The sequence below is a fragment of the Actinomadura geliboluensis genome (genome assembly GCF_043197915.1).
GTDB classification, from domain to species: domain Bacteria; phylum Actinomycetota; class Actinomycetes; order Streptosporangiales; family Streptosporangiaceae; genus Spirillospora; species Spirillospora geliboluensis.
The window spans coordinates 145626-168435 of sequence record NZ_JBICUA010000003.1 but is presented as its reverse complement, the minus strand read 5'-3'; the positions used below and the strand labels follow the sequence as shown (position 1 = coordinate 168435).

The 22810-nt window shown below is 69.4% G+C and carries 29 protein-coding genes and 2 pseudogenes; 12 read left to right on the top strand and 19 right to left on the bottom strand.

What is annotated here, in order from left to right; all coding sequences use genetic code 11:
- Positions 1–196: 196 nt before the first annotated feature.
- A pseudogene (locus tag ACGFI1_RS11285) lies at positions 197–384 on the top strand (ACR3 family arsenite efflux transporter); the annotation flags it as partial.
- A 409-nt stretch (positions 385–793) separates the two neighbouring features.
- Here the strand turns inward: ACGFI1_RS11285 and ACGFI1_RS11280 are convergent.
- Positions 794–2347: a tyrosine-type recombinase/integrase gene (locus ACGFI1_RS11280; protein ID WP_392784786.1), complete on the bottom strand. Its 1554-nt coding sequence runs from the start codon at positions 2345–2347 to the stop codon at positions 794–796.
- 188 nt (positions 2348–2535) lie between these two features.
- Between ACGFI1_RS11280 and ACGFI1_RS11275 the strand changes: the two genes are divergently transcribed.
- Positions 2536–2862, top strand: a complete 327-nt coding sequence (locus ACGFI1_RS11275) for a hypothetical protein (RefSeq protein ID WP_392784784.1) — start codon at positions 2536–2538, stop codon at positions 2860–2862.
- Positions 2863–2976: 114 nt separating this feature from the next.
- On the opposite strand, the gene ACGFI1_RS11270 is transcribed toward ACGFI1_RS11275, so the two are convergent.
- On the bottom strand, positions 2977–3726 hold the full coding sequence (locus tag ACGFI1_RS11270) for a hypothetical protein (protein WP_387079098.1): 750 nt from the start codon (positions 3724–3726) through the stop codon (positions 2977–2979).
- Between the two features lie 68 nt (positions 3727–3794).
- On the opposite strand from ACGFI1_RS11270, the gene ACGFI1_RS11265 reads away from it, so the two are divergent.
- Positions 3795–4382 (top strand): TetR/AcrR family transcriptional regulator, encoded by a 588-nt coding sequence (locus ACGFI1_RS11265; protein ID WP_392784783.1) that lies wholly within the window; start codon positions 3795–3797, stop codon positions 4380–4382.
- A gap of 413 nt (positions 4383–4795) precedes the next feature.
- Positions 4796–5017 (top strand): hypothetical protein, encoded by a 222-nt coding sequence (locus ACGFI1_RS11260; RefSeq protein ID WP_387079102.1) that lies wholly within the window; start codon positions 4796–4798, stop codon positions 5015–5017.
- 58 nt (positions 5018–5075) lie between these two features.
- Here the strand turns inward: ACGFI1_RS11260 and ACGFI1_RS11255 are convergent, their stop codons facing one another.
- Together ACGFI1_RS11255 and ACGFI1_RS11250 are read right to left on the bottom strand one after the other, a co-directional pair.
- The gene (locus tag ACGFI1_RS11255; RefSeq protein WP_392784780.1) at positions 5076–5609 is read right to left on the bottom strand and encodes a GNAT family N-acetyltransferase; all 534 of its coding nucleotides are present in this window, start codon (positions 5607–5609) and stop codon (positions 5076–5078) included.
- Between the two features lie 82 nt (positions 5610–5691).
- The gene (locus ACGFI1_RS11250) at positions 5692–6042 is read right to left on the bottom strand and encodes an ArsR/SmtB family transcription factor (RefSeq protein ID WP_386869930.1); all 351 of its coding nucleotides are present in this window, start codon (positions 6040–6042) and stop codon (positions 5692–5694) included.
- A gap of 315 nt (positions 6043–6357) precedes the next feature.
- Here ACGFI1_RS11250 and ACGFI1_RS11245 point away from each other — a divergent pair, with 315 nt between their 5' ends.
- Complete coding sequence (locus ACGFI1_RS11245; RefSeq protein WP_392784778.1) at positions 6358–6852, top strand: ArsI/CadI family heavy metal resistance metalloenzyme; 495 nt, start codon at positions 6358–6360, stop codon at positions 6850–6852.
- 55 nt (positions 6853–6907) lie between these two features.
- Here ACGFI1_RS11245 and ACGFI1_RS11240 read toward each other — a convergent pair whose 3' ends face one another.
- The 8 genes and pseudogenes from ACGFI1_RS11240 to ACGFI1_RS11205 form a co-directional block, all read right to left on the bottom strand.
- Positions 6908–7273, bottom strand: a complete 366-nt coding sequence (locus ACGFI1_RS11240; protein ID WP_392785524.1) for a hypothetical protein — start codon at positions 7271–7273, stop codon at positions 6908–6910.
- A pseudogene (locus ACGFI1_RS11235) lies at positions 7253–7345 on the bottom strand (TetR/AcrR family transcriptional regulator); the annotation flags it as partial. The gene ACGFI1_RS11240 and the pseudogene ACGFI1_RS11235, both read right to left, overlap by 21 nt.
- A gap of 12 nt (positions 7346–7357) precedes the next feature.
- Entirely contained in the window at positions 7358–8128 is a 771-nt protein-coding gene (locus tag ACGFI1_RS11230; protein ID WP_392784776.1) for an IS3 family transposase, read from the bottom strand.
- A 2-nt stretch (positions 8129–8130) separates the two neighbouring features.
- Positions 8131–8433, bottom strand: a complete 303-nt coding sequence (locus tag ACGFI1_RS11225) for a transposase (protein WP_392784774.1) — start codon at positions 8431–8433, stop codon at positions 8131–8133.
- A gap of 177 nt (positions 8434–8610) precedes the next feature.
- The gene (locus tag ACGFI1_RS11220) at positions 8611–9675 is read right to left on the bottom strand and encodes an ArsO family NAD(P)H-dependent flavin-containing monooxygenase (RefSeq protein WP_392784772.1); all 1065 of its coding nucleotides are present in this window, start codon (positions 9673–9675) and stop codon (positions 8611–8613) included.
- A 140-nt stretch (positions 9676–9815) separates the two neighbouring features.
- On the bottom strand, positions 9816–9938 hold the full coding sequence (locus ACGFI1_RS11215; RefSeq protein ID WP_392784770.1) for a hypothetical protein: 123 nt from the start codon (positions 9936–9938) through the stop codon (positions 9816–9818).
- An 80-nt stretch (positions 9939–10018) separates the two neighbouring features.
- A complete protein-coding gene (locus tag ACGFI1_RS11210; RefSeq protein ID WP_392784768.1) occupies positions 10019–11704 on the bottom strand; it encodes an FAD-dependent oxidoreductase in 1686 nt (561 codons plus the stop codon).
- Between the two features lie 50 nt (positions 11705–11754).
- Complete coding sequence (locus ACGFI1_RS11205) at positions 11755–11901, bottom strand: hypothetical protein (RefSeq protein WP_386871710.1); 147 nt, start codon at positions 11899–11901, stop codon at positions 11755–11757.
- Positions 11902–11979: 78 nt separating this feature from the next.
- On the opposite strand from ACGFI1_RS11205, the gene ACGFI1_RS11200 reads away from it, so the two are divergent.
- On the top strand, positions 11980–12345 hold the full coding sequence (locus tag ACGFI1_RS11200; RefSeq protein WP_386868263.1) for an ArsR/SmtB family transcription factor: 366 nt from the start codon (positions 11980–11982) through the stop codon (positions 12343–12345).
- Positions 12346–12374: 29 nt separating this feature from the next.
- Here ACGFI1_RS11200 and ACGFI1_RS11195 read toward each other — a convergent pair whose 3' ends face one another.
- Positions 12375–13469 carry a flavin-containing monooxygenase gene (locus ACGFI1_RS11195; protein ID WP_392784766.1) on the bottom strand — a complete coding sequence of 365 codons (1095 nt, stop codon included), beginning with the start codon at positions 13467–13469 and terminating at the stop codon, positions 12375–12377.
- An 87-nt stretch (positions 13470–13556) separates the two neighbouring features.
- Here ACGFI1_RS11195 and ACGFI1_RS11190 point away from each other — a divergent pair, with 87 nt between their 5' ends.
- A complete protein-coding gene (locus ACGFI1_RS11190) occupies positions 13557–13913 on the top strand; it encodes an ArsR/SmtB family transcription factor (RefSeq protein ID WP_392784764.1) in 357 nt (118 codons plus the stop codon).
- 501 nt (positions 13914–14414) lie between these two features.
- On the opposite strand, the gene pdxR is transcribed toward ACGFI1_RS11190, so the two are convergent.
- Positions 14415–15869 carry a MocR-like pyridoxine biosynthesis transcription factor PdxR gene (gene pdxR / locus ACGFI1_RS11185; RefSeq protein WP_386871704.1) on the bottom strand — a complete coding sequence of 485 codons (1455 nt, stop codon included), beginning with the start codon at positions 15867–15869 and terminating at the stop codon, positions 14415–14417.
- Between the two features lie 46 nt (positions 15870–15915).
- Here pdxR and ACGFI1_RS11180 point away from each other — a divergent pair, with 46 nt between their 5' ends.
- Both ACGFI1_RS11180 and ACGFI1_RS11175 read left to right on the top strand, forming a co-directional pair.
- Positions 15916–16368, top strand: a complete 453-nt coding sequence (locus tag ACGFI1_RS11180; protein ID WP_392784761.1) for a carboxymuconolactone decarboxylase family protein — start codon at positions 15916–15918, stop codon at positions 16366–16368.
- A 100-nt stretch (positions 16369–16468) separates the two neighbouring features.
- On the top strand, positions 16469–17716 hold the full coding sequence (locus tag ACGFI1_RS11175) for an MFS transporter (RefSeq protein ID WP_392785522.1): 1248 nt from the start codon (positions 16469–16471) through the stop codon (positions 17714–17716).
- An 80-nt stretch (positions 17717–17796) separates the two neighbouring features.
- On the opposite strand, the gene ACGFI1_RS11170 is transcribed toward ACGFI1_RS11175, so the two are convergent.
- From ACGFI1_RS11170 to ACGFI1_RS11155, 4 genes are all read right to left on the bottom strand, one after another.
- Entirely contained in the window at positions 17797–18219 is a 423-nt protein-coding gene (locus tag ACGFI1_RS11170) for an arsenate reductase ArsC (protein WP_392784759.1), read from the bottom strand.
- Positions 18212–18841 carry an arsenate reductase/protein-tyrosine-phosphatase family protein gene (locus tag ACGFI1_RS11165; RefSeq protein WP_392784757.1) on the bottom strand — a complete coding sequence of 210 codons (630 nt, stop codon included), beginning with the start codon at positions 18839–18841 and terminating at the stop codon, positions 18212–18214. Before ACGFI1_RS11165 ends, ACGFI1_RS11170 begins: the two co-directional genes overlap by 8 nt.
- A 174-nt stretch (positions 18842–19015) precedes the next feature.
- Positions 19016–19999 (bottom strand): ACR3 family arsenite efflux transporter, encoded by a 984-nt coding sequence (gene arsB / locus ACGFI1_RS11160; protein ID WP_392785520.1) that lies wholly within the window; start codon positions 19997–19999, stop codon positions 19016–19018.
- Positions 20000–20103: 104 nt separating this feature from the next.
- Positions 20104–20391: an ArsR/SmtB family transcription factor gene (locus tag ACGFI1_RS11155; protein WP_392784755.1), complete on the bottom strand. Its 288-nt coding sequence runs from the start codon at positions 20389–20391 to the stop codon at positions 20104–20106.
- 445 nt (positions 20392–20836) lie between these two features.
- On the opposite strand from ACGFI1_RS11155, the gene ACGFI1_RS11150 reads away from it, so the two are divergent.
- From ACGFI1_RS11150 to ACGFI1_RS11140, 3 genes are all read left to right on the top strand, one after another.
- Positions 20837–21073, top strand: a complete 237-nt coding sequence (locus ACGFI1_RS11150; protein WP_392784753.1) for a helix-turn-helix domain-containing protein — start codon at positions 20837–20839, stop codon at positions 21071–21073.
- 9 nt (positions 21074–21082) lie between these two features.
- The gene (locus ACGFI1_RS11145) at positions 21083–21412 is read left to right on the top strand and encodes a helix-turn-helix domain-containing protein (protein WP_386871690.1); all 330 of its coding nucleotides are present in this window, start codon (positions 21083–21085) and stop codon (positions 21410–21412) included.
- A gap of 343 nt (positions 21413–21755) precedes the next feature.
- Positions 21756–22286: a phosphotransferase family protein gene (locus ACGFI1_RS11140; protein ID WP_392784751.1), complete on the top strand. Its 531-nt coding sequence runs from the start codon at positions 21756–21758 to the stop codon at positions 22284–22286.
- A 329-nt stretch (positions 22287–22615) separates the two neighbouring features.
- Here ACGFI1_RS11140 and ACGFI1_RS11135 read toward each other — a convergent pair whose 3' ends face one another.
- Positions 22616–22765 carry a hypothetical protein gene (locus ACGFI1_RS11135; protein WP_392784749.1) on the bottom strand — a complete coding sequence of 50 codons (150 nt, stop codon included), beginning with the start codon at positions 22763–22765 and terminating at the stop codon, positions 22616–22618.
- Positions 22766–22810: the final 45 nt, after the last annotated feature.

Genomic DNA, 22810 nt, shown 5'->3' with positions numbered 1-22810 from the left:
GGTTCGAGTCCCACGCGACCCACCACCCCTGACCAGGACAAAGCGAGACCGTCCCGGTTTGCCGGCCGCCCGATTCGCCCCGTTCTGTCCCCCTGTCTGCTCGATGTTTGCTTGCGGGCACGGATCGGGCCTGGTCACCCCCGATTTCCAACGATGTTCCCTCAACCGGTTCCTGCCGGTCTGAATCACCGCCGCGATGGTACTCGGCCTCGGGCTCGGACGCGCCGTCCCCGGCCTTGACGATGCGCTGGCCGAGGTCGAGGCCGGCGGGATCTCGCTGCCGATCGCGCTGGGCTTGCTGGTGATGATGTACCCGGTGCTGGCCAAGGTCCGCTACGACCCCGGCTCGACACCGTCACCGGCGACCGCCGCCTCATGGTGGCTTTCAACGAGGTGGCAGTTGCACAACGACTCTTCAGCCAGTAGCGCCACGATCTGCGCACGCAGCGGGTCGGCCAGCAGCCCCAACACATCAGTCTGAACTGACATCACGCTTGGATGATATGACGTCCAGGGACGGGCCGCTCGAACGCCCACTGCAGCAAGCGCCGCCACACCCAGCCAGCACCGACAACGTGAGAGCGGTCCGCGCGGAGCCGCCAACAACGCGCCTGGCTGGGCGAGCATCATCACTGTTGGCAGCCACCCCTCGACCCTGGCCTTCTTGACCAGTTCGGCAGCGAACTAGACCTCCAGACCATCCTGCGACTCGCCCTCGCCGGGCCGCGGATGAGCATCGGCGGTGTGCTTCGGCAGGCGGTCCGACGCCCTTCCGCTGCTCATGTGCTTGCTGTCAATTGCCGGTGGGGATTTGCATGGCGGTGAGGGTGTCGGTGACTAGGTGTAGGTCTGGACGGGCTGTGGAGTTTTCGGCTGCGATCTGGCGGGCGAGGGGAGGGGCGATCATGGCTTGCATGCGGTTCATCATGGCTTCCATGCGCGCCATCATCGCCTCTTGCGGGTCGGGTTGCTTGGCCTCGTAGCCCAGCAGCACGTTCATTGTGGTTGCTGCGGCCTCGCTCTCCTCAGCCAGGGCCCATACGTAGTGGGTGGTGGAGGTCAGATCGTTGTGGCCCAGCCGGGCCTGAACGTCCGGTAGTGGAACGCCGTGTGCCAGCAGGAGGGAGGCGTGGGAGTGGCGCAGTTGGTACGGGGTCACATCGACACCGACGGCCTCGCGGGCCGGGATCCAGATGGTGCTCCATTCGCTGGGCGCCAGGTAGTCGTTGCCGTCCCGGCGGACCCGCTGGCGAGCGACCTTGCCTTTGCGGGCCATCGCCTGCACCCGATACGCCGACCGGTAGTCCCGATACGCCTGCACGCACGGCCTACACCGGCAGCCGTGCTTGCGATAAGTGCTGGTCTTGGTGTGCGTGACCCGCGAACCGGTGACCGGTGAGACGAAGGTCGTCATCGCGGCGGCCTGCATCTCCTCTTCGGTGCAACGCGGGAGGTTGACCCAAGCCGTGTCCGGCATGAACAACCGCACCGGAAAGACCAGGTCACCGGGTTTCATCCCGTGTTCTTGGACGTGGGCCCGGATCTTCTCCACCAGCGGCCTGCCGACCTTGAATCGGCGGTGCTCGCCGTTCTTGGTGTAGGGGCGGGTCACGAACCGGCCTCCGGTCGGATGGAACTGCTTCGCCACCTCCACAGTCGACCGACAGACCTTCAGCATGCCGGTGTCGTAATCCAGATCCCCCTCCTGAAGGGAGATCGCCTCGCAGAAGCGAACCCCGGTGGAGATGATGTACTCGGCGAACAACCGCTGCGTCGGCAGCGGCAGCTTGCTGCACAGCTCCCAGAACACCGTCTCGTTGATCACTTTGATGTTCTTGTGCGCAGACTGCTTACCGACGTTCAACCCCCGGACAGGGTTGTCGCTGCGATAGCCCAGCAGGATCGACAGGCCGATCATCGCCGAGAGCACCTTCCGGCAGGACCGCCGCGTGTTCACCGTCCGCCCTGCCTCGGTCAGCCAGGTGAAGTACTGAATGGCGCGGCCAGTGTCGAAAGACGCCACCCGGTCGGCCTTCAGGTAAGGACGGACGTGATTGATCCAAGTCCCGAAGTAGGTCTGCATCGTGTTCGGCTCGACCCGGTGATGCCGCTGGAAGATCGGCCAGAACTCCTCGAACGTCATCGCACGCCTCTGCGCCAGCGTCATCTCCCCCAGGACGCCGCCCTCGCCCCTGCTCTGCTCCCGGCGCGCCGCAGTCAGGGCTTCCAGTTCCTCGTCGTAGGTGCCGGCCGACCGGGGTGCCCCGGTCGTGTCGTAGTACATCCCTGTGTACCGGGTTGCCCCGGTGCGCTTGCTGACCTTCCTGACTACGTACGGTTGTCGCATCGACTCCTCCTCTCGACCAGAGAACGAGTTAGCGAACCGGCTAGCGGACTGCCTGAGACAGCCCCGCATCAGCCACCATCGTGCGTGATTGAAAGATATGACTACCAGTGATTATATCTTAAAATCAACAACTCGGCTGAGCCTGGGAGGGCTCCGGCAACGTCGCGGCACTGGACGTCCTGCGGGCCATGGCGAAGGAGCCGCAGACCGTCGAGGCGTACTTCGCCGAGGTCGAACGCGCCGCCGGCGCCGACGCCCGCCTCGACACGGCCGTGCGCGAGATCAAGACGTCCCTCGGCGACCTGGACACCATCGAACTCCGCGCCCGCCGCATCGTCGAACGCATGGCACTGGCCCTGCAGGCATCCCTCCTCGTCCGCCACGGCCACCCCGCCGTCGCCGACGCCTTCTGCACCACCCGCCTCGCCGGCGACTGGGGCACCGCCTTCGGCACCCTCCCACCCGGCCTCGACCTCGCCCCGATCATCGACCGCACCACCCCAAAACTCGGCTGACCCGACCCCCAAGCCCACCTCACCAGCCCCACCACGACCGCCCCGAGCAAGATCATCCGCTAGTGAACTCGCTGGCAGCAGGCGACTGCCTCGGTCGCGTCCAGCGGAGTGGTGTCACAGGTTGTCGTGGGTGTCGTGCCGTGGGCGGGCGGGGGTGGCCGGAGCGTTCGCGGTCGGGGCACTGGGCGGCGGCCGGTGGGGGGTGCGGCGGGATAGGGGGATGTAGAGGAGCATCAGCGCTCCGGCGGCGAGGAGGGTCAGGCCGGACGGAAAGAGGAAGGCGAAGCGGAGCCCGACGGAGGCGTGGACGTCGAGGCCGGGGTAGCCGTCCAGGCGCATCACTGTGACCGACCAGGTGCCGTGTGTCTTGTTCCAGTTCAGCGTCCGAACGCCTGCTCCTGAGGACGCGGCTACCCAGAACGGCTGGTGCGCGGGTGCGGATGCTGCGCGGGCGGCGCCCGGGTGCCGGGTGAAGGCCGCCCGGAACGGAGAGAGGCCCGCGGAGGCGAACTCGTCGTGCGCGACGGTGCGCAGGTAGGCGTCGACCTCCTGCTTCGGTCCGATGCCGACGAACAGCCGGGTGCGCGGGTCGGCGGGGCGCACCACGATCCGGACCTGCGCCAGTTCGCCTGCGTCGGGTTCGGGATCCGCCGGACGGGCCGTGTCCGCGCGGACATCGATCTCGTCGGTCTTCAGGGCCGCGGTCGGCGTGGTGAAGCGGTGCTCGGCGGTGCCGAAGCGGCCGCCGGCGTCCGCCTGGAGCGCGCCACCCGTGGTGAGGACGGCACCGGCCGGCACGACGATGGCGGCGGTGACGGCGAGCGTGATGCGGGCGGGGCGCGAGCCCGCGGGGAGACGAGCCATGCTCTTCCTCCTTAGGTAGCACAGTCGTGCTAAAACACAAAGTAGCACGGCTGTGCTAGAAAAGGGAGATGGTGAAGGTGGATCCCGAACAGCGCAGGGCCGATGTGGTGGAGGCGGTGTGGCGGGTCGTCCGCCGCGACGGTCTGGCGGCGGCCTCGGTCCGCAACGTGGCGCAGGAGGCCGGCCTGTCGATGGGGTCGCTGCGGCACTACTTCGCGTCCCAGGCTGAGCTGCTGTCCTTCACCCTGCGCGCGGTCATCGAACGGATCGAGGCGCGGATCGCGGCGTTGCCGTCAGAACCCGATCCGCGCCGCCGCGCCGAGCGCGTCCTGTTGGAACTGCTGCCGCTGGACCCCGAACGCGCCGCTGAGAACGAGGTGTGGCTGGCCTTCACTGCGCGCGCGCAGGTGGACCCCGAACTGCGGGCGGTCCACAACCAGGGCTACGACGTCCTGCGGGGCGGGTGCCGCCGGCTGGTCGAGGGGCTCGCCGGCCAGGTGGCGGATCTGGACGTGGAGTTGGAGACCGACCGCCTCCACGCGCTGCTCGACGGCCTCGCGGTGCACATCGCCATGCGGCCCGACGCCCTCACGCCCGACCGGGCGAGGCTGGTCGTCGCGCGCCACCTGGACGAGCTGACACGGTACGCGCGCTAAGACGTCATCTCATGAGTTGGCGCCGGTAGCCTGCCGGTATCAGGCATCCGGATATCTGCCCAAGAAGGTAGCGTTCGTTGATCGACAGTTCGCCGGTCATGCCAGGGCAACCCCCTCCACGCGACCACCCTGCGCCGCCGCTAGATGATCACAGCAGCCGTTCACCTGCAATAACGCCCCCGTTACGGCGCATCAACACTGCTCGACCTTCGCTCGTATGCGAACACGCGCCCAAGCGGGTCTCCTCTGGCGTCGACGTCGCCCCGCAGTGCGGTCCTGCTGCGGGCCTGCCTTGCGGCGCCTTCAGTACCAGGTCCTGCAGCATTGAGCACTCCCGCACGTGGGCTACCGGCAACGCCCGCCGCGGCCCGGCCCCGATCAACTGATGCTGAGGGACGCGGCAAAATTGCTGGATGAGCGAGTTCCAGATCGTCCAGCCGAACACCTGGACCCCGCTGGTCGGTACGGATGTCGAGGTGCTGGTCGACGGCGTGGACCAGGGCGTGTGCGTGGATGCCGAGTTGTACCGCAACGACCGTGGCGAGCAACTTGTTGAGTTCTCCATCGCGACACACGCCGACGCCAAGATCGTCGTCCGCGCCCCGAAGACCGACCTGTCCTGGCCTCAGGGATAGACCGCGTCAGCGAGTTGACCGCGTCTAGGCTCTCGCCGCGCGCTGGGGCGCCACGAGGTCACAGCACGATGGGGCTGCGGCGTTCGAGGAGGACGACGTCGCGCCATTGGCCGTGGAGGCGGCCGAGGCGTCGGCGGGTGCCGACGGTGCGGAAGCCGGCCCTGGCGTGGAGCCGGAGGCTGGGGGTGTTCTCGGGGAAGATGCCGGTCTGGACGGTCCAGATGCCGTTGGCTTCGGTGGCGGCGATGAATGCGGTCAGCAGCGCGGCCCCGATGCCTTGGCCGCGGGCGTGGGGGCAGATGTAGATGCTGTGCTCGACTACTCCGGCGTAGCAGCAGCGGTCGGAGACGGGGCTGGCGGCGATCCAGCCGAGCACTGTTTTTCCCGGGTCCGCGGCGGCATCGGTCGCGACGTACCGGTACTGGTCGAGTTTGGCGGTGTCGAACGCCTGCCAGGTGGGGGCGGTCGTCTCGAAGCTGGCGTGTCCGGTGTCCAGGCCTTGCTGGTAGATCGCCAGGACCTGGTCGGCGTCCTGGTGCCGCATGGCTCGGATGGTGACGCCGGTGTGCTCGTGGTGCTGATGGGATGGCATGGCGTGCGTCCTGCTAGTCGGCGGGTTTGACGGCGTGGACGATGGCGGCGTTCAGCGGGATCGCCGGTACTGGAGTCGGGCATCAGGTGCCTCCTTCGGGCGGGCAGGCCGGGGTGGCCGGCGCGGGGCGTCCCATGACCAGGTCGGCGGCGGTGGGGAAGCAGGCCACGCATGCCTGGTTGATCCGGTAGTGGCGGGCGGTCCCGTGCCGGTCGACCAGGACGAACCGGACCTCTGACAGCACTTTGAGATGTGCCGAGACGGTCGACTGCCCGACGTGCACGGCGTCGACGATCTCCCCCACGCTCATCGGCCGTCCTCGCCGCGCGAGCAGCGACACGATCTGGACACGGGTCGGGTCGGCCAGCGCCTTGAACCAGGACGCGTACTCGATGGCGACCGCCCGCTCGAGCGGCCTGCTGGTCTCATTCATCGTCCATCGACGATAGACGATGAAGAGGATGGAGGGAAGGGCCAACGCCGGAGGCCCGCCGGGACTCTGCGGTCGGGAGTTCCGCGAGCAGGACACGAACGTGGGCGCCGCCCTCGTCGAGGTGCGCGTCCGGACGCCGTCGCGACAAGGAACCTTGATTAGACGCCTCTCTAAGTTGACACCCATCTATGTTCAGGCGCATGCTGAGACTGAATGATTAGACAGATATCTAATCAGGAGATCCGCCGCGCTTGCGGAGGAGTTCGCCTCCGCAAGCTGGCCATCCTGCAGCCGTCCATCTCCAGGAGGAAGCTCATGTCCCGTGTCCAGCTCGCGCTCCGCGTCCCCGATCTGGAGGGCTCGATCGCCTTCTATTCCAAGCTGTTCGGCACCGAGCCGGCCAAGCGTCGTCCCGGCTACGCCAACTTCGCCGTCGCCGAGCCTCCACTCAAGCTCGTCCTGATCGAGGGCAAGGACGAGGAGGCCACTCGCATGGACCACCTGGGAGTGGAGGTGGAAGATTCCGGCCTGGTCACCGATGCGGCTGAGCGCCTGGCTGCCGCAGGACTGGCCACCTTCGAGGAGAACGACACTTCCTGTTGCTACGCGCTGCAGGACAAGGTCTGGGTCACCGGCCCCGGAAAGGAGCCGTGGGAGGTCTACGTGGTCAAGGCCGACGCCGACACCCTGGAGAAGGCCGAGGCATCGGCGTGCTGCACTCCTCAGACGACCTCGACCACCGGTTCCGTCCCGGTCACGATCGGCGGCGAAGCCCCTGAGAAGGGCACGACGGGCAGCGCCTGCTGCTAGCCCCCCAATGTGAGCTGCCGATGTTCCGAACGAGCGTCGGCACCTTGCTCCCGGGTCAGGGGGTGGCTGGTCGTGGTGATGTGAGGACGGCTTGGCCGAGGGCTGCGAGGTCGTTGTTGAGGTGGGGGCGTCGGCGCAGGTGTTGGATGCGGGCCAGGTCGTTGACGATGGCGAGGACGGCCTGGGTGATCACGCGGGCTTCGGGTTCGGTGAGGTCGGGTGTCTCGGTGGTGAGCAGGTGGACCCATTCGCCGACGTAGTCGTGTTGCAGGCGGCGTATCGTGCGCCGCTGGTCGTCGGGAAGGTGGACGACCTCGGTGATCAGTGCGCCGGTGAGGTGACTGGAGGTCAAGGTCAGGTCGATGTAGGACCGGAGAAGTCGGGTGAGGGCCGCGACGAGGAGTTCGGACTTGGCGGTCACGTGGTTGTAGATACCGGCGTCGCTGATGCCGGCGGCGGCACCGATGTCCTCCATGCTGACGGCCTGATAGCCGTGTTCGCCGAATCAAGGCCGCCGCGTTCCCCCGGCAGAAGACCAGGTGCGGCGGTGGATCAGCTCGGTCTCGAAGGTGGCGTTCAGCGACTCGGCCATCGCATTGTCATATGGATCGGCGACCGAGCCGACCGAGGCGGTCACGCCCAGGTCGGCCAGCCGGGTGGTGTAGCGGAAGCTGACGTATTGGCAGCCCCTGTCGGAATGATGGATCAGGGTGCCCGGTTGCACCGGCCGTTCGCGGCCGCGTTGCCACGGTGCCGTCTCCAGTGCGTCCAGCGGCAGGTCGGTGCGCAGGTGGTCGGCCAGTTGCCGGCCCACGATCCTGCGGGAGAAGGCGTCCAGCACGAACGCCACGTACACCCGCCCCTCCCAGGTGCGCACATACGTGATGTCGGCCAGCCACAACCGGTCCGGCCGGTCGGCGGTGAACTGCCGATTGACCAGGTCCGGCGGTCGAGGCGCAGACTCGTCAGGGGTGGTGGTGCGCCGCCGGTCGCGGCGGTGCACGCGCTGCAGGCCATGGGCGCGCATCAGCCGTTCCACCGTGCAGCGCGCCACCTGGACGCCTTGTCGGCGCAGTTGCCTGTGCACGCGGTAGGCACCGTAGGTGCCATAACTGGCCTGATGAACGGCCTCGATATGCTCTGTCAGTACAGCATCGCGTTGGGCGCGGGCTGAGGGCGGGCGGCGTTTGCGGCCGTAGTAGGTGCCCGGGCACAGGTCCAGGACCCGGCAGACCGGCTCGACCCCGAAGCGGTCACGCAGGTGGTCGACCAGCATGACTACTTCGTCCGGGGCTGGCCGAGCTCGGCGGCGAAAAGCGCGCTGGCGGCCTTCAATATCTCGTTGGCCCGCTTGAGTTCGGTGTTCTCACGGCGCAGCCGCTTGAGCTCGTCACGCTCGGCGGTGGTCAGCTGCTCGGGGCGCTTTCCGGCGTCGGCCTGAGCTTGGCGGACCCAGGTGCGCAGGGCTTCGCGGTGAATGCCCAGATCGGCGGCGATCTGCGCGATCGGCCGATCGGACTCCAGCGCCAGCCGCACGGCCCGGTCCCGGAGCTCCTGGGGGTATTTGCGTGGTGCTGCCATCGCGGTGATTCTCCTCCTTGCCAGCCAAGATCACGCTGGCTTGAAGGACTTCATCGAACCCGGTGGACTCCAGCACTCCTGCCGGACGTCCCACGGCACCGGCGGGAAAGGCGCCTTCTGGCACCTACTGGATCCAGCCTGCCCGCAGAGAACACGGCCGGGAGGTGCGCCGGCGGTCTATTCGAGGTCGAGTTGGGCGGTGATGTCGCGGACGGCGTCTCGGGCGGTTCTGGCAGAGCCGACCAGGGTCGCCGAGCCGGGGCCCGTCCAGTCGCCGTAGCCGAGCAGGTGCAGCCGGGGTTCAGCCAATGACCGGGTTCCACCGCCGGTCGGTATGCGCCCCGTCCCGTCACGCAGGCCGAGCGGCGTGAGGTGGCTCAGCGCCGGGCGGAAGCCGGTGCACCAGATGATCGCGTCGCAGTCCTCGGTTCTGCCGTCGGGCCAGGCCACGCCGGTTGGGGTGAGGCGGTCGAACATCGGCTGGGCGCGCAGAACGCCCCGGTCCCGGGCGTCCCGTACCGCGGGCACGGCGACGATGTCGCCCAGTCCGCCGATGCCGCCGGAGTCGGCGTGCCCGTCGCGGAGTTGGCGGATACGGCGGGTGGCCAGGTCGAAGAGGGCACGTCCGTCGAGGTCGTCGGGCAGGAAGCGCGGGGGGCGCAGGGTCGTCCAGATCGTTGTCGCCCGCGGGTGCAGGTCTGCCGTGATCTGGGCGGCGGAGTTGCCCGCGCCGACCACCACGACTCGCTGCCCCCGGAAGTCATCGGGCGTGCGGTACTGCGCGGTGTGGAGCTGACGGCCCTGGTAGTCGCCGCGTCCGGGGTAGTAGGGCAGGTATGGGCGCCACCAGGTCCCCGTCGCGCTGATGACGTGCCGGGCCCACCAGGACGCGGTCGGGCTGTCCAAACGGAGGAGATCGCCGTCGCGGTGCACCGCCTGGATGCGCACTGGCCGGTGTATCGGCAGGTCATAGCGCTTCTCGTAGGCGGTCAGGTAGTCGACGACGTGGGCGCCGGGTGGGTAGCCGTGGTTCCAGGGCGGCATCGGCCAGCCTGGGAGCGAGCTGTAGCGGGCGGGTGAGAACAGCCGTAGCGACTCCCACATGTGTGGCCAAGCCCCGCCCGGCTCTTCCTGTGCGTCGAAGATCGCGAACTCCCTGCCGCTGCGGCGCAGGTAGAAACCGGCGGCCAGACCCGCCTGACCGCCGCCGATGACGGCGACGTCGAGAACATTGGTGCGCATGTGTCATTCCTCCTTCCTGCTCGGTACCAGGCGCGGAGCTGGCATGCGTCCTGCCGATGGTGCGGCCGACGGTCGGCGTCCTGTGGTGCGGGCCGGTGCGGTACCGGTGGCGAGTACTGCGGCCAGGACGGCGGCGAAGGTCAGTACCAGGAACATGCGGGGGTATGCGCCGAGTCCGGCGGCGACGGGGTCATGGCGGCGGTGGACCAGCCGGTGTCGCGGGTGATGTCCTGCGCGAGGACGGGGAAGGCGTAGTAGAGCACGCCCCAGCTGGTGATCTCGGTGACGCAGAGGGCGAGCAGCGGGACGCGGGAGTGCCACGGCTCATCAGGTCCTCGCCCCGTCAGGCGCCACTGTGTTCGGCCTCGCCGGAGTAGCCGTGCACGCGCCCGGTTGCGAATCCCAGGCCAGCGGGTGCGCCCATGCCGATGCTGATCGGTTCGGGGGCCGCCGGGCCGCAGCATGACCCGCCGTCGGGTTCGGACTGGGCGGCAGGGGCGCGCGTCGCCTCGGTGGAGCACGATGTCCCGCAGCCGTCAGCCTGGCGGGCGCTCTGGTTGGTGGCGCCCGGTAGCAGGTCGTCGGTGACCAGGCTGGTGGAGCACACGCCGGTCTCGGGGAGGTCGAGGTGGACGGTGTCGGCGGCTTCGCGGTCGCCGGCGAGCGCGGCGACGATGGAGCGGACCTGCTCGTACCCGGTGGCCATCAGGAAGGTGGGGGCGCGGCCGTAGCTCTTCATCCCGGCCAGGTAGAGACCGGGTTCGGGGTGGGCGAGGTCGCGTTCGCCGTGCGGCGGGACGGTCCCACAGCTGTGGAAGTTCGGGTCGATCAGCGGGGCGAGCCTGACCGGCGCCTCAGTGGCGGGGTCGAGTTCGACCCGCACCTCGCGCAGCATGTCCAGGTCGGGCCGGAACCCCGTCGCGGCGACCACCGTGTCAGCCGACAGGACGCGAGAGCCGTCGGGAGTCTGGCCCTCAACTTCGACAGGTCCCGCTGCGGCTTCATCGCCCGTCGCAGTGACGCCGGTGATGGTGAAGCCGCGCACCAGGTCGATCTCACCGTTGTCCACAGCCGCCTTCAAGCGGGTGCCCAGCGCGCCGCGCGCGGGAAGGCCGTCAGCGTCACCCCCGCCGTAAAGCCGGGCCACCGATGCGCCGCGCACCGCCCAGGTGATGCGGGTGCCGGGCTCGTTCTTGGCGAGTTCGGCCAAGGCGAGGAGGGTGTTGGCGGCCGAGTGCCCCATCCCGACCACCAGGGTGTGGCGGCCCGCGAAGCGGGACCGGTCGCGGCCCAGCACGTCCGGCAGCGGGCCGGTGATGTGGGCGGCTGCCTGTTCCTCGCCGGGCGCGGGCAGGCCGGAGTGGCCCAGCGGGTTGCCACGCCCCCAGGTGCCGGACGCGTCGATGACCGCGCGGGCGGCGATGTCGTCCACGGCACCGTCCGGGCCCACGGCGCGGACCAGCAGCGGACGCTCCGCACGCCCGACCGTGCGGGTCACGTCCACGCCCTGGCGGGTCACGGCCACCACGCGGGTGCCGGTGCGGATCCGTCCGGCCAGCGCGGGAACCTGAGCGAGCGGTGCCAGGTAGTCGCGGACGAGTTCGGCACCCGTCGGCAGGGCCTCCGGGTCGGGCAGACGCCACCCGGTCGGCTCCAGAAGCCGCCGGGCGGCGGCGTCGGTGTCGTACCGCCACGGCGAGAACAGCCGCACATGCCCCCACTCCGAGACCGCCGCGCCCACCTCTCCCCCGGCCTCCAGAACGAGGAACTCCTGGTCGCGCTCGGCCAGATGGGCGGCGGCCGCCAGCCCGACCGGCCCGGCACCGATCACCACCACCGGCAGCCCATCGAGCGCCCCCTGCCCGGCACAGCCGCAGCCGGCGCCGGTCTTGGCCTGCTGGACGGTGACACCAGGGTCCACGGCCTGCTCGGCATCGGTGCAGCACGCGCTGACACCGCAGCAGTTGCTTGCGCTAGCTGACGCGTCCGGGGACGCTTCGGGCTCCGATCGTCCGGTCTCGTCGTTCACGATCACTCCTTGTCGGTTCGGCCATGGGGTGTCGGGCGTTGGGAAGGTGATCAGAGGCGGGCGCGGTAGGCGGCGGTCGTCACGCGGTCGATGTGTGCGGCAGAGCGGCATGCGGGCGTGCAGACCTGGCCGCAGGTCTCGCAGAAGGACGCGGCCTTGACGCGGCGGGCGGTGATCCGGGCGAGCAGTGTCTTCATCTCCGACTCCTTGTTTAGATGCCCGTCTAAGCAGGCGCCAGTTTGCATCACTGGATAGATAGATGTCAAATTAGATGCATGTCTAAGATGCTGAAGCTTGAGGACGTGACCGATCCCGCCTGCTGCGCACCATTGAGCGGTCCCGCATTGAGCGAGGCCGAGGCCACTGAACTGGCCAAGGTGTTCAAGGCGCTGTCCGACCCGGTGCGGCTGCGCCTGCTGAACATGATCGCCTCGGTGGACGGGGGCGAGGCGTGCGTGTGCGACCTGACCGGCGCGTTCGACCTCACCGCGCCGACCATCTCCCACCACCTGAAGGTGCTGCGCCAGACCGGGCTCATCGAGGGCGAGCGGCGCGGCACGTGGGTGTACTACCGGGTCGTGCCGGAGAGGCTGACCCGCCTGTCGGGCCTGTTCGCCCTGCCGGCTCTAGTCCCGGCCTGATTCCACACGCTGTCCCGCTCTGGAGGTGGTCATCGGGTCGGTGTCAGCGCGCCGTCGGGGGTGCGTGTCTGCTTGCGCAGCCGAGTGAGGACGTGCCGGGCGTCGGCGGCGACTCCGCGCAGGGTGGCCGAGGCGAAGGAGCGCTGCCACTCCAGCCCGACGAAACCCAGGCCCGGATGGGTGGCCGAGACTCCGCCCCGATGGCGAGGCTGCCCGTCGCCGTCGAGTGCGCCCAGCTCGGCGAGGTACTCCACGCCCGGCCGGAACCCGGTGGCCAGCAGCACGACGTCGACGTGTTCGCGGGTCCCGTCGCTCCAGACGACCTGGTCGCCGTCCAGGTGGGTGAACATCGGGCGGCGGTCCGGGTTGCCGGCGGCGATGGCGTCCCGGTAGGTGCCGGTGTCGAACACCGGGGTGCCCTTGCCGCCGGTCAGCAGCGGGCGCGCCCACCCGGCGGCGTCCAGGCCGGTGCGCTGCAGCCAGATGTGCATGTCGACGCCCAGCACGCGCTGGGGCATGAAGCGGAGCGGGTGCCGGGTCGCCAGCGTGACGTCGGCGACGGCGGCCAGTTCGATCGCGATCTGCACGGCCGAGTTCCCGCCTCCCACGACCACGACGCGCCGGCCGGTGAACGGTCCGGGACGGCGGTAGTCGGACGAGTGCAGCACCGTGCCGGGGAAGCCGTCCAGTCCCGGCAGGTCCGGCCGGTAGGGGCGGCCGAATCCGCCCGTCGCGGCGACCAGCAGCGGCGCGGCGAAGACCTCATCGCTCGTCGTGACCACCTCGAACCCCGGTCGTGTGCCGTCCTTGGCAGCCAGGACCGTTTCGACTCGGTGACCGGTGCGGATGTCGGCGTCCAGATGGGCGGCGTAGTCGGTCAAGTAGGCCACGACCTCGTCCCGTGTGGGGTAGCCGTCCGGATCGCCGGGGAACTCCGCTCCGGGCAGAGCGCTGCGCCGGGCCGGCGAGAACAGGGTGAGGCTGTCGTAGTAGTGGGGCCAGGACCCGGCCGCCTGATCGGCCGCCTCCAGAACGATGGGCGCCAGGCCGAGGGACCGGGCGGTGCGGGCGGTGGCCAGACCGGCCTGGCCGCCACCGATGATGAGGAGTGGTGCAGTGAGCATGAAGGCAACATATCAACACTTCATAAAATAATGAAGTGTTGATATATGGCGTATGCTGGGCGCACACCTCGGGGAGGAGCCAGCACGATGGGCGAGTCGGTCGAGAAGACGGTTCCCGCACCGGGCGGTTGCGAGGCGGTGCCGGCCGCTCAGCTCGGCGCCGGAGCACGCGAGTTCCTCAAGGCGCTGGCCAGCGAGCAGCGGCAGCAGATGCTCGAACTGTTCGCCGGCGGCGTCGAACTCACCGTCGGCACGGTCGCCGAGCGCCTCGGGGTCGGCCAGTCCAACGCCTCGCAGCAGCTCGCGCTGCTGCGCCGCGGCGGCCTGCTCACCTCGCGCAGGGACGGCAAGCAGGTCTTCTACCGCATCGACTCCGCCGCGGTCGACCGGTCACTGGCCGAACTCCGCGCCTACCTGCACACCTGCTGCCCACCCGGCAACTGAGCCCCCTAGGTCGCGTCCGGTGGATCATGCGTTGATCCAGAGCAGGGCTGTGACCAGGACGATTCCTGCGCGGTAGTTGCGGGCGAGCTATCGGCCCGGGTGGCGATGGCGCGCGTTCGACCACATTGCGGCACCGGTAGAGAGCCGGGTCGAACACCGGAGGCCGCCCGCCGTGCGGGCCGCGGAGCGCGTCCGGCCCTCTGGTCGACGCGTTCGGGGATGGTGACGGCGATGCCCCGCTGGCGCAGGGTCCGGCGGATCGCCGCCGAACTGTAGGCCTTGTCTGCGATCACACCCGGTCCGGTCGGCACCGCCGACGTCCCGCCCCAGGCGCGGCGCCCGCATCCCGGCGAGGACGTCGGGGACGGCGGTGCAGTCGTTGACGTCGCCGGCGGTGACCACGATCGACAGCGGCATTCCGCGCCCGTCGACGGCCAGTGGACCTTGTGGTCAACCCGCCCCCTGATCGCCCGAGCGCCTGATTGCTCGCAGGCTCTTTCGTTACCGGTCGGGGTGCGGCGGAGCTGGCAGTGCCAGGCATAGGGCGTCCAGGGCTGCGGCGAATGCGTGGTCCGGTGGGGTGCCGTAGCCGATGACCAGGCCCTCGCGCTGTGGTAGGGCGCTGTCGGGGTGGCGGTAGGGGCCCAGCCCGTCGAGAGCCAGTCCTTGCCGGCGGGCCGCGCGGAGAGCCGCTTGCTCGGTGTTCTCCGGCAGTTCGAGGACGGCGTGCAGTCCCGCCGCGACGCCGCCGACCCGGATGTGCGGGGCGCGTTCAGCGATCACGTTCGCCAGCAGGTCGCGCCGCCGCCGGTAATGCTTCCGCATACGACGCAGATGCCGGTCGTAGGCGCCGCGAGCGATGAAGTCGGCGAGGGTGAGCTGGTCGAGGACGCCGGACCACATCTCCCTGGGCCCCTTGGCGGTGAGCACGTCGTCGACGAGCCATCCCGGTAGTGCCATCCAGCCGAGCCGCAGCGCCGGGGACAGGCTCTTGCTCGTCGAGCCGATGTAGACGACCCGGTCGGGGTCGAGGCCTTGCACCGCGCCGACCGGCTGCCGGTCGTAGCGGAACTCCCCGTCATAGTCGTCCTCTAGCAGGACCCCGCCGCTGGAACGGGCCCAGTCGATGACCGCCGCCCGGCGTTCCGGATGCAGCGGGCCGCCGATGGGGAACTGGTGCGCCGGCGTGAGCAGCGCGGCCCCGGCGCCGGTGCCCGGCAGTTCCTCGATCCTGGCTCCGTAGGAGTCGACCGTCAGGGGCACGGTGCGCGGCCCCATCTCATCGAGGATGCCGCGGTGGAAATCCAGTCCGTACGACTCCACCGCGATCGGGCCATTCAGCACGCCGCCCAGTAGCCGCAGCGCGTGGGCGAAACCGGAGCAGATGACGATCCGGTCGGGTCCGGTGCGCACGCCCCTGGCGCGGGCCAGGTACTCCGCTAGGGCTTCCCGCAGTTCGACCCGGCCGCGTGGATCCCCCACTCCGAAGGCATCGTTGGGTGCGGCGGCCATGGCCGCGCGGACGGAGGTGACCCAGGCGGACCGAGGGAAGGCAGCGGCATCCGGGGAACTGGGCATCAGATCGTGAACGACGCGACGCGGTGCCCGGCGTTGCGGGCGTCGCGCCTGGGCGGCGTGGAGTGGTGCGGTCCTTCTGGCGACCCGGGTGCCGGAACCCTGGCGGGCGGACAGCCATCCTTCCTCCGCGAGTTCGGCGTAGGCGGCGGCGACGGTGTTGCGGGCGATGCCCAGGTCGTTGGCGAGGCTCCGGTACGGCGGCAGCCGCGTTCCGGGCGCGAGCCGGCCGGAGCGGACAGCCTCCCGCAAGGCATGCATGAGCCGGCTCCGCAGATTCCCCTCGCCGGAGAGTTCGAGGTGGAGGTCGGTGCCCGCGGACTGCTCGGCCTCGATTTCCGGGCCCGCCGGCCCCAGAACATTGGCCCACGTTTCCTCCATGAGAATGCACCATACCTTGGGCCGGTTCGATGCTTACGGTCGATGCATGACCACGGTTCAGGTACCTCAGCGAATGAACTTCTCCACCATCTCTCCCAAGGTCTTCAAGGCCGTCCTCGCCCTTGACGCCGCAGCTCGCGAGGGACTCGACCCCGTCCTGCTGGAACTGGTGCAGATCCGCGCCTCGCAGATCAACCACTGTGCGTACTGCATCGACTACCACACGTCTGACGCTCGCGGGGCCAGGGAGTCGGAAGAACGGATCTACCAGCTCTCCGCGTGGGAGGAGTCGAGCCTGTTCACAGCGAAAGAGCGGTCGGCCCTGGCCCTCACCGAGGCCGTCACCCTCCTGCCCCAGGGCGTGCCGGACGAGGTTTACGAGGAGGCCGCGAAGCACTTCGAGGAGAAGGAGCTCGCCCAGCTCATCGCGCTCATCTTCACCGTCAACGCGTGGAACCGCATGAACGTCACCACGCGCAAGACGCCCGGCACCGAGTGACCGACTGATCGTCCGCGGGCGGTGGCCGCCCTGCCGGCCATCGCCCGCCGCATGCCATGGACCTCTTCCCTGATGAAAGGCCGACGAAGCCGTGACCACCATGGAGACCGAGGCGTCCGCCGCCACCGGTCGTTCACCCGTCAGGGGCTGGCTCGCCGTGCTTGCGGTGACCCTGGGCATCTTCTCCCTGATGACCTCCGAGCTACTCCCCGTGGGCCTGCTCACCCCGATCGGCACCGACCTGGTCGTCTCCGAAGGCACCGCGGGACTGATGGTGACGGTCCCCGGCCTGGTCGCCGCCGTCTCGGCGCCTCTGGTCACCGCGGCGACCGGGCGCATCGACCGCCGCATCGTGCTGGCGGTCCTGATCGGCCTGATGGGCGCGGCCAACCTGGCCTCCGCCGTCGCCACCAGCTTCGCGGTGGTCCTGGCCGCCCGGTTCCTGATCGGCATCGGCGTCGGCGGCTTCTGGTCCATCGCCGGCGGCATCGCGCTGCGGCTGGTGCCGGCGAAGCACACCGCCCGGGCCACCGCCGTCATCTTCGGCGGCGTGGAGACCGCGTCCGTCCTCGGGGTGCCCACCGGGACGTTCATCGGCGACCACAGCGGCTGGCGTACGGCGTTCGCCGCCGTGGGCACCCTCGGACTGGTCGCCCTGGTCTGCCTGGTCTTCCTGATGCCGAAGGTGCCGGCCGAGCGGACCCTCACGCTCCCGGCCCTGCCGAAGGTCTTCAGCAGCAACGCCGGTGTCCGGACCGGCATCGCCCTCACCTTCCTGGTCATCACCGGCCACTTCCTGGCCTACACGTTCGTCCGACCGATCCTCCAGAGCGACGGGGTCGGCGACGGCTCGATCAGTGTGCTGCTGCTGACGTTCGGAGTCGCCGGCATCTGCGGCAACTTCATCGCCGGAGCCCTCGTCACCAACAGGCTCCGGCGGAGCGTCATGGGAATCTCGGTACTCCTCACCGCGGCCATGGTCACTCTCGCGCTCGTCGACACGGGCACCCTCACCGCGGGCGCGATCCTGGTCCTGTGGGGCCTGGGCTACGGCGCGGTGCCGGTCACCTTCCAGACCTGGATCCTCGACGCCGCGCCGGACGCCACCGAGGCGGCCACCTCGCTGTACGTTTCCGCGTTCAACCTGTCCATTGCGCTCGGTGCGCTCTTCGGCGGCTTCGCCGTCGACGGCACCGGCACTACAAGCGTGCTGTGGATCGGCGCGGTCCTGGCCATCCTGGCGTTGTTCGTGCTGCGCCGACCCCAGCGCGCCGCAGTCATGCCCGCCGAGTCACCGGCGGATCGTCCCGCCGTCGCCTGGTCAGCTCGCCCCCCTTCGACGGATTGACCGCACGGGACGGAACGAGCACCTTCGCCTGGCGCGGCTGTCACCGTACGTCCGGCACGGACCGGCTCTGCCCTTCTCCTTCACTTCTCCGATAGGAGCCCGCTGACCAGGTTCTCGATGCGCTTGCGGATTTCGTCGCGGATCGGGCGGACGGCGTCGACGCCCTGTCCGGCGGGGTCGTCGAGGGTCCAGTCCAGGTAGCGCTTGCCGGGGAAGACCGGGCAAGTGTCACCGCATCCCATGGTGATGACCACGTCGGATGCCTGGACGGCGTCGACCGTGAGGACCTTGGGGGTCTCGGCGGAGATGTCGATACCCTCCTCCGCCATCGCCTCGACCACCGCCGGATTGACCTGGTCGGCGGGCGCGGACCCGGCGGAGCGCACTTCGATCCGGTCACCTGCCAGGTGGGTGATGTAGGCGGCGGCCATCTGGGAGCGTCCGGCATTGTGCACGCAGACGAACAGGACACTGGGCTTGGCAGAGCGAGCCTGATCAGGCATCGGCGTTCCTTCGCTGTTCGAGGCCGGGCTGGTCGAGGGTGGTGAGCAGGTCGGTGACGAGCAGGTCGAGTTCGTCGCGAATGCGGCGGATCTCGGCCAACGGTTGATGGGCCGGGTCGGGGACGGCCCAGTCCAGGTACCGAGTGTGCGGCAGGAGCGGGCAGGCGCCGCCGCAGCCCAGCGTGACCACCAGGTCGGCGGCGGCGACCAGTTCGTCGGTCAGCGGTTTGGGGAACTCAGCCGAGAGGTCGACCCCGATCTCGGCCATGACGTCGACGACGGCCAGTTCCAGTTCCGCCGCCGGCGTGGTGCCGGCCGAGCGGGCGTGCAGGCGTCCGCGCCCGCGGGCCATGGCGAGCGCGGCCGCCATCTGGGACCGGTCGGCGTTGGCGTCGCAGACGAACAGCACCTCGGGGACCGGTTTGTTGAGCCGTCCCTCGGCTTGGGCGAGGGCGGTGAGCCGCGCGGCAGCGAACCGTTCGGCCAGCACCGCCAGGCGGGCGTGGACTCTGGCGGTGGCGTGCAGTTGCCGGTAGGAGTCGGTGACCAGGCGGCGTGCGGTCTCGACGGAGACCAGGCCTTGGAACCTGGCGGCCGGCCGCGTCGCAATGCGATCGAACAATGCCTCGCCTGGTGTGCAGGTCACCGTTCGCCTCCCCTGCACATCTGGAGGCCGACGCTCAAGGCCGTCACCGGCCAGCGGCCCCTCCTCGCCGCTCGAACCGGACCGGCCCGCCTGGTACGGCTTGTGAAGAAGCTCGGTTCGCGAGCCTCACAGGCGGCGGTCATCGTCGTGTCACCGCCCGGCGGGTTGGAATCGGCGACGCAGCCACAGCGACACATACACCAGCCCGACCAGGACCGGGACCTCGATCAGCGGCCCGACCACCCCCGACAGGGCCTGCCCGGAGGTGACGCCGAAGGTACCGATGGCGACGGCGATGGCCAGCTCGAAGTTGTTCCCCGCGGCGGTGAAGGCGAGCGTCGCGGTGCGCGGGTAGGGCAGCCGGACGGCGCGTCCGAGGGCGAAGGACCCGCCCCACATGAGCGCGAAGTAGGCCAGCAGCGGCAGCGCGATACGGGCGACGTCGGCAGGCCGGCCGGTGATGGTGTCGCCTTGGAGGGCGAACAGGATGACGATCGTGAACAGCAGCCCGTACAGCGCGACGGGGCCGATCCGGGGCAGGAACCGCTCCTCGTACCAGGCGCGGCCGCGGGCCCGCTCACCCAGGCGGCGGGTAAGGTAGCCGGCCGCCAGCGGGACGCCCAGGAACACCAGCACGTTCACCACGATCTTGCCGACGGAGAAGTCCACTTCGTCGGTCGCCAGGCCCAGCCACCCGGGCAGGACCTGCAGGTAGAACCAGCCGAGCGCACCGAACGCGATGACCTGGAAGACGGAGTTGAGCGCGACCAGCACGGCGGCGGCCTCCCGGTCTCCGCAGGCCAGGTCGTTCCAGATGATGACCATCGCGATGCAGCGGGCCAGCCCGACGATGATCAGGCCGGTGCGGTACTCGGGCAGGTCCGGCAGGAAGATCCAGGCCAGCGCGAACATCACCGCCGGGCCGATCACCCAGTTGAGCAGCAGCGAAGCCACCATGAGGCGGCGGTCGCCGGTGACGGTGTCGAGCCGGTCGTAGCGGACCTTGGCCAGCACCGGGTACATCATCACCAGCAGACCGAGTGCGATCGGCAGCGAGATCCCGCCGGCCACGACCCGGGCCAGCGCGTCGTCCAGTCCGGGGACGGCCTGTCCCAGCCCGAGACCGAGCACCATCGCCGCAATGATCCACACCGGCAGGAACCGGTCGAGGGTCGACAGCCCGGCGACCACCCCCGATTCCTGCGGGCGCGCGGCGGCGCCGGAGTCCTGCGTACTGGTCACGTGCACGGCCTCTTCCGCTGAAGATTCCGGGACTCGCGGGCGGCGGCGGCCAGTTCTCCGAGTTCGGCGGCCAGGTGCTCCAGCGCCTCGGGCCGTAGCCGGTAGTAGGTGAACCGTCCGAAGGGCTCGGTTTCCACGAGCCCGGCCTCGCGCAGCGCCCGCAGGTGGTTGGAGATGTTGGTCTGCTTGGCGCCCGTCTCCTCAACGAGGTGGCAGTTGCACAACGCCTCTTCAGCCAGCAGGGACACGATCTGCGCACGCAGCGGGTCGGCCAGCAACCTCAACACATCAGTTTGAACTGACATCACGCTTGGATGATACATAACGTCCAGGGACGGCCCACGCGGACGCCTACTGCAGCGAGCGCCGCCATACCCAGCCAGCACCGATAACGTGAGAGCGGTCCGCGCGAAGCCACCAGCAACGCGCCTGGCTGGGCGAGCATCATCACTGTTGGCAGCCATCCCCCCGGCCCCGGCCTTCTTGACCGGCTCGGCAGCGAACTGGAGCTCCAGACCATCCTGCGGCTCGTCCTCGCCATGGTCGCGGATGAGCATCGGCGGTGTCCTTCGGCAGGCCCGACGCCCTTCCGCTGCTCATGTACTTACTTGCTGTCAATTGCCGGTGGGGATTTGCATGGCGGTGAAGGTGTCGGTGACTAACCAGGGTTATTGGGTGATGGCGGTTTGGTGAGTGAATGGGCCGGTGGTGTGGGCGTATGCCGGTTGCATGGCCAGATACCCCCAGGGCGGCGGGATGACCGACGCCGGCCGTGACAGGCGAGAACGGGTGCGGATGCAAGCCGCGCAGTGGTTCGCCGCAGGGCGCGCCAACGCGCGGATCGCCGCCGATCTGCGGGTCGGGCTGCCGCAGGTGGAGAAGTGGCGGCAGGCCTGGCGGCAGGGCGGGGCCGAGGCGCTGCGGTCCAAGGTGCCGCACGGACGGCCGCGGTTGGACCGGGCGTAGTTCGCGCGGTTGGAGGCCGACCTCAACCGCGGCCCCGTCGCCCACGGCTGGGCCGAGGACCAGCGGTGGACGCTGGAGCGGGTCGCCGAGGTGATCCGCCGTCTGTTCGGGACCGGCTACACCCGGCCGGGGGTGTCGCTGCTGCTGCGCCGCAACGGCTGGTCGGTGCAGGTCCCGGACGCTCGATCGAGCGCGACGACCAGGCGATCGAGGTGTGGAAGTCGCAGGTGTGGCCGCAAGTGGAACCACTGCGGCGGACCTGGCGCCTGGATCTGCTTCGAAGACCAAGCCGGTCAAGGGCTCAGGCCGCCCAAAGGACGCTCCCGGAGCCGCCGGTAACACCGCCCCCGGTGACAGTGCACGGCGGCGAGCACGGCTCACGAGCATCGGTCGCCGCAATGGTCTGCTACCGGCCCGGCATGCGTTCCCGGATCATCTACCGGCTGCACCGCTACCGCCGCCGCAAAGGCGAACGCGCCGGCTTCACCGTCCCGGAGTACAAACGGCTGCTGCAGGCGGCCCACCAGCAGTTACCCGGCGGGAAGATCGTACTGATCTGGGACAACCCCGGCGTCCACCACTCGGCAGCGACACAGGCCTCACCCTCAACACCACACCCGCCAACACCAATTAACCCTGGTTTGGAGTGCGTGGGTGGAGCTTTCGCATTCGCGCCGAAGACGTGTTCAGGTTCGAGCGGGCGGCCTTCGCCGCCGGCATTCCGATGCCAGAGCCGATCTCGGCCGGCCACCACACGCTCGTTCACCGATGGGTCGAGGGCGAGAAGGTGCCCGAAGCGCCGGTGCCGGCGGCGTACGCGTTCGAGATCGGTGAGATCCTCGCGCGCATCCACGCGCTCGACGTCGCGCGGACCCATGTGCCGGTCGAGGAGCCGACGTCACGGGACTGGCCCGAGCTCGCCGTGCGGGCGGCGGCGACCGGACAGCCGTGGGCCGACGAGCTCGCCTCTCACGTCGAGACGTTCCTCGCGATCGCCCACTTCGTCGACACCTGCGAACGGCCGGGCCCCGTCGTGCTGACTCACAGGGACGTCCAACCGTGGAACCTGCTCGCTCGAGAAGGTCGGCCGGTGGTGCTCGACTGGGAGCTCTCGGGGATGCTCGACCTGTCCGGTGAGCTCGGCTCGACCGCGCTGAGGTGTCGAGGCGAGCACCGGCCCCGACCTCGCGCTGTCGCACGAGTCCGTGCGTAACGGGGTGCGCGGCCTCCCCGACCTGTTCGGTCGACTTCCGCAACTCGAGGCGCTGCTCGTGTGACAGTGACCTGCGTCGGTGCTTGGCACGCTGCGTAAGGCACACATTTCGTGAGCGGGTTGGAGAGGAGGGGGCGGCTGGACGTGATGGTTGCGCAGTGGAAGATGCTGCGGGAGCAGCGCAGCTACTGCGCCAGTTCTTCGGCGAGGACGGCCTGCCGCCGGTTATGTCACCTGCTACCGAGCTGCCCAACGTGAGTCGCCAAGCCCGCGAGGCTCGCCGACTGCGTCACCGCCCGCCGCCAGTTCCCGAACATGGCCCAGCAGCATTACCGGCCACGTCTCTTGGTGCGCCGCCGAACCGTGACGACCCTTGCGATCACGAGCACGGCCACCACCGCTACAAAGCCGATCGAGACCAAGACCTTTTGGACCGTCCCAAAGTAGTAGGCCAAATCACCGGCCATCGCCTCCAGCATGAACGGCATCTCCTCCCCCGGGACCGGACTTACCCCGGCACATCC

Coding starts and splice junctions, on each gene's coding strand:
- ACGFI1_RS11190 (WP_392784764.1), top strand. CDS start 13,557: ATGGGCGAGTCGGTCGAGAAGACGGTTCCCGCACCGGGCGGTTGCGAG.
- ACGFI1_RS11270 (WP_387079098.1), bottom strand. CDS start 3,726: ATGGCTCGTCTCCCCGCGGGCTCGCGCCCCGCCCGCATCACGCTCGCC.
- ACGFI1_RS11275 (WP_392784784.1), top strand. CDS start 2,536: ATGGCGAAGGAGCCGCAGACCGTCGAGGCGTACTTCGCCGAGGTCGAA.
- ACGFI1_RS11200 (WP_386868263.1), top strand. CDS start 11,980: ATGTCTAAGATGCTGAAGCTTGAGGACGTGACCGATCCCGCCTGCTGC.
- ACGFI1_RS11250 (WP_386869930.1), bottom strand. CDS start 6,042: ATGAATGAGACCAGCAGGCCGCTCGAGCGGGCGGTCGCCATCGAGTAC.
- ACGFI1_RS11180 (WP_392784761.1), top strand. CDS start 15,916: ATGACCACGGTTCAGGTACCTCAGCGAATGAACTTCTCCACCATCTCT.
- ACGFI1_RS11220 (WP_392784772.1), bottom strand. CDS start 9,675: ATGCGCACCAATGTTCTCGACGTCGCCGTCATCGGCGGCGGTCAGGCG.
- ACGFI1_RS11265 (WP_392784783.1), top strand. CDS start 3,795: ATGGTGAAGGTGGATCCCGAACAGCGCAGGGCCGATGTGGTGGAGGCG.
- ACGFI1_RS11195 (WP_392784766.1), bottom strand. CDS start 13,469: ATGCTCACTGCACCACTCCTCATCATCGGTGGCGGCCAGGCCGGTCTG.
- ACGFI1_RS11225 (WP_392784774.1), bottom strand. CDS start 8,433: ATGGCAGCACCACGCAAATACCCCCAGGAGCTCCGGGACCGGGCCGTG.
- pdxR (WP_386871704.1), bottom strand. CDS start 15,869: ATGGAGGAAACGTGGGCCAATGTTCTGGGGCCGGCGGGCCCGGAAATC.
- ACGFI1_RS11205 (WP_386871710.1), bottom strand. CDS start 11,901: ATGAAGACACTGCTCGCCCGGATCACCGCCCGCCGCGTCAAGGCCGCG.
- ACGFI1_RS11280 (WP_392784786.1), bottom strand. CDS start 2,347: ATGCGACAACCGTACGTAGTCAGGAAGGTCAGCAAGCGCACCGGGGCA.
- ACGFI1_RS11170 (WP_392784759.1), bottom strand. CDS start 18,219: ATGCCTGATCAGGCTCGCTCTGCCAAGCCCAGTGTCCTGTTCGTCTGC.
- ACGFI1_RS11255 (WP_392784780.1), bottom strand. CDS start 5,609: ATGCCATCCCATCAGCACCACGAGCACACCGGCGTCACCATCCGAGCC.
- ACGFI1_RS11230 (WP_392784776.1), bottom strand. CDS start 8,128: ATGCTGGTCGACCACCTGCGTGACCGCTTCGGGGTCGAGCCGGTCTGC.
- ACGFI1_RS11175 (WP_392785522.1), top strand. CDS start 16,469: ATGGAGACCGAGGCGTCCGCCGCCACCGGTCGTTCACCCGTCAGGGGC.
- ACGFI1_RS11245 (WP_392784778.1), top strand. CDS start 6,358: ATGTCCCGTGTCCAGCTCGCGCTCCGCGTCCCCGATCTGGAGGGCTCG.
- ACGFI1_RS11260 (WP_387079102.1), top strand. CDS start 4,796: ATGAGCGAGTTCCAGATCGTCCAGCCGAACACCTGGACCCCGCTGGTC.
- ACGFI1_RS11135 (WP_392784749.1), bottom strand. CDS start 22,765: ATGCTGGAGGCGATGGCCGGTGATTTGGCCTACTACTTTGGGACGGTC.
- ACGFI1_RS11150 (WP_392784753.1), top strand. CDS start 20,837: ATGGCCAGATACCCCCAGGGCGGCGGGATGACCGACGCCGGCCGTGAC.
- arsB (WP_392785520.1), bottom strand. CDS start 19,999: ATGGTGCTCGGTCTCGGGCTGGGACAGGCCGTCCCCGGACTGGACGAC.